Below are 3,339 nucleotides of genomic sequence, written 5' to 3'. Positions count from 1 at the left end.
ACGCTGGACACTGCCACCACGATTCCGGGTCACGGGCAATCGCTCACCGGCGGGAAGGTGACCGTAGTCAAAGGGGACACGTACTACACCTTCAGCCACGAGACGTACTTCGCCGCGACGAAGCCTCCGGGATTGGCGGTGATTGCGTTAGTCCTCGGTGGAATCGTGGCAATCATCGAGGGGATACGCCGACAGCACTTTTCGCACCGCCGACTTCCGTGGCAGGTCGGCGGATAGGCACCCACCGTTTTCGATTGTAACGCCGCCTCACAGCCGATTTCCGGGCGATGTTGCCGGAAAGGCGTTCCCTCTCCGACACCGTTTTGGTGGTTCCTTCTGTGACGAAGGACATGGAACAGGACCTCTCGGCACTGGATTCCGCGCTCGATACGATGGACGTCGATGGCTTCCTCATCGACGCCGACTCGACGGATTCCGACCAACTGTATCTCTCCGGTTTCGACGCACCCGACCCGTTCACGACGCTGTACGCGGACGGCGTTCACCTCCTCGTCTCCAGTCTGGAGTACGGGCGGGCCAAAAAGGAGAGCAACGCGGAAAGCGTCTCCCGCATGTCCGACTACGACTACTTCTCGAAGGTCGCGGAGTACGGTTCCGAGGAGGCGGAGTACCGCGTTCTCGCCGAATTTCTCGCCAACGAGGGCGTCGAATCGGTCGCGGTACCCAGTCGGTTCCCGGTCGGCATCGCGGACGGCCTGCGTGAACACGGCGTGACGGTGACGCCCGACGAGACCGCGGTCGTCGAGGGAATCCGTTCGACGAAGACCGACGACGAGGTCGAACACATCCGCGTCGCACAGAAGGCCAACGAGGCGTCCATGCACGCCGCCGAGGACCTGATCGCCGCGGCGACGGTCGAGGACGGCGTGCTCCACTACGAGGGTGAACCGCTGACCAGCGAGCGCGTGAAGGAGGAGATAGAGGTCACGCTGCTGCGCCACGGGGGCGCGCTGGACGAGACCATCGTGGCGTGTGGCTCCGCGGCCGCCGACCCGCACAACCGTGGGAGCGGACCGCTCGCCGCCGACGAGGCCATCATCATCGACATCTTCCCGAAGGACAAGTCCTCGAAGTATCACGCCGACATGACCCGGACGTTCGTCAAGGGCGAGCCCTCGGCGGAGATTCGGGAGTACTACGAACTCACCCACGAGGCGTTCGACGCCGCCTTCGACGCACTCGAACCCGGCGCGACAGGCGAGGAGGTTCACGCGGCCGTGTGCGACGTGTACGAGGACGCGGGCTACGACACGCTCCGAAGCAACCCGAACGCCGAGACGGGATTCATCCACAGCACGGGTCACGGCGTCGGCCTCGACGTGCACGAACTCCCGAAGGTCAGCCCCAGTGGCGGCGAACTGAAACCCGGCCACATCGTCACCATCGAACCCGGACTCTACGACCCGGCGGTCGGCGGCGTCCGCATCGAGGACATCGCCGTCGTCACCGAGGACGGCTACGAGAATCTGACGGAGTACCCGATTCAACTCGTCGTGGACGACAAGTAGGTCGCCCGTCCGCTTTTCTTTCGCCCGATTCCGTGGTAGCAGCGGATTTCTCCCGGTCGAACGGCCAATATTCATGTTCGGAAAAGTGGAATCGTGGCCGACGAATTTCGTTCACCCGGCAAAACGGTAGCGTGGAGCGCTCGAAACCCGCGCTGTCCATCGACCCATCCCACGTTACGACCCGTCCACCCTTCGTTTCCCGCTGAACGATGGCGCGCTTTATTCTCCTGCTTGACCTACTCAAACTGCGGGGGGAACAACGATGAGTATCGGAACAACTGACAACGAGACGGTCGTCCGCCGCGACATCGAGGAGGTATGGAGCAGCGACGGCGACCTGAACGCCATCGACGACACCGTGACGGACGACTTCGTCTATCACACGTCGATGATGGAGATCAACGGTCCGGCGGAGTACCGCGAAATGGCCGAGGAGACCCGAAAGATGTTTTCGGACTTCGACATGGACATCGAGGACGTCATCTCGTCGGACGACGAGGTGGTCGTTCGGTACACCATGCGGGGGACCAACACCGGCGGGATGATGGGCAAGGAACCGACCAACGAACGCATCGAGATGACGGGCATCATCATCGACCGACTGGAGGACGGGAAGATACGCGAACGATACGAGAACGCCGACGAACTCGGCATGCTCGTCCAACTCGGCGTGATCGAACTGCCGCCCGAGATGCGGGAGTTCGAGGAGTAATCGGGACGGCGGAACCGACCCCGACCTGTTTTTTGGCTCACGAAACGAGCTTCCGCTGTCGGACCACGCGACGTTTCCCGCCGTTCAACGGGCAAATTCGGGCGAACGATATGTTCGGCTTATGCTCGCTCCCACCGTCCGGGGGGCGTGGAGGGGAGATGAAATGAGTATCAAAACGGCGGACAACGAAGCGCTCGTCCGGCGGGAGATTCAGCACGTATGGGACAGCGAAGGCGATCTCGACGTGATTCCCGACCTCGTGACCGATGACTTCGTCTTTCACAATCCGATGCTCGACGAACCGGCACGCGGCCCCGCCGAGTATCGTGCGATAGTGGAGCGGTTCCACGACGCCTTCTCGGGGATGAAACACCACGTGGAGGAGATGCACGCGGTGGACGACGTCGTGGTGACACGGTACAGGACGCGGGCGACGAACGACGGCGAACTGATGGGTAACGAACCGACGGGGAAGGAGATAGACGTCACCGGTATCGTCGTGGACCACCTGCGGGACGGCAAACTGGCGAAACGCTACGTCAACGACGACGCGCTGGGACTGCTCGAACAACTCGGTATCGTCGAACTTCCGCGACAACCTGACCGCTCGGACTGAACCGAACCCGAGCAAACGAACCCCTTTTGGGCGAACCGTTCCAATCCGAAGCCAATGAACGTACTCGTCGTCGGGGCGGGCGCGATGGGTCGCTGGTTCGCCGAGTCGATACCGGCCGACCTCGCGTTCGCCGACGCGGAGCCGAAGGTGGCGGAGGATGCCGCGAGGGTGGTCGGTGGGCGAGCGGTCGCGCTTGACACCGACGAAACCTTCGACGCCGTCTGTCTCGCCGTACCGATACCCGCAGTCGCGGAAGCGATCGCTGACCACGCGTCGAAGGCCGAACGGGCCATCATCGACGTGACGGGCGTCATGGCCACCCCGCTCGACGCGATGGACGAACACGCACCCACGTTGGAACGGGTGAGCCTCCACCCGCTCTTCGGTGCCGACACCGCGCCGGGAAACGTCGCGGTCGTGACCGACGAATCCGGGTCGGTCACCGACACCCTCCTCGCGGCCATCGACTCCCGCGGAAACAC

4 protein-coding genes and 1 pseudogene are annotated in these 3,339 nt (G+C 63.0%); all 5 read left to right on the top strand.

The window, feature by feature from the left end:
• Positions 1–237, top strand: a pseudogene (locus WBV42_RS08105) (hypothetical protein); the annotation flags it as partial.
• 113 nt (positions 238–350) lie between these two features.
• A complete protein-coding gene (locus WBV42_RS08100) occupies positions 351–1,529 on the top strand; it encodes a M24 family metallopeptidase (RefSeq protein ID WP_423985576.1) in 1,179 nt (392 codons plus the stop codon).
• Between the two features lie 262 nt (positions 1,530–1,791).
• Positions 1,792–2,241 (top strand): ester cyclase, encoded by a 450-nt coding sequence (locus WBV42_RS08095; protein WP_423985575.1) that lies wholly within the window; start codon positions 1,792–1,794, stop codon positions 2,239–2,241.
• 163 nt (positions 2,242–2,404) lie between these two features.
• Positions 2,405–2,857: an ester cyclase gene (locus WBV42_RS08090; protein WP_423985574.1), complete on the top strand. Its 453-nt coding sequence runs from the start codon at positions 2,405–2,407 to the stop codon at positions 2,855–2,857.
• Positions 2,858–2,911: 54 nt separating this feature from the next.
• Positions 2,912–3,339: prephenate dehydrogenase/arogenate dehydrogenase family protein (locus tag WBV42_RS08085; RefSeq protein WP_423985573.1), on the top strand; the 428-nt coding region annotated here is incomplete at its 3' end.

The organism is Haladaptatus sp. (genome assembly GCF_049589095.1).
Classification (GTDB): Archaea; Halobacteriota; Halobacteria; order Halobacteriales; family Haladaptataceae; genus Haladaptatus.
This window is presented reverse-complemented; position numbering and strand designations above follow the sequence as displayed.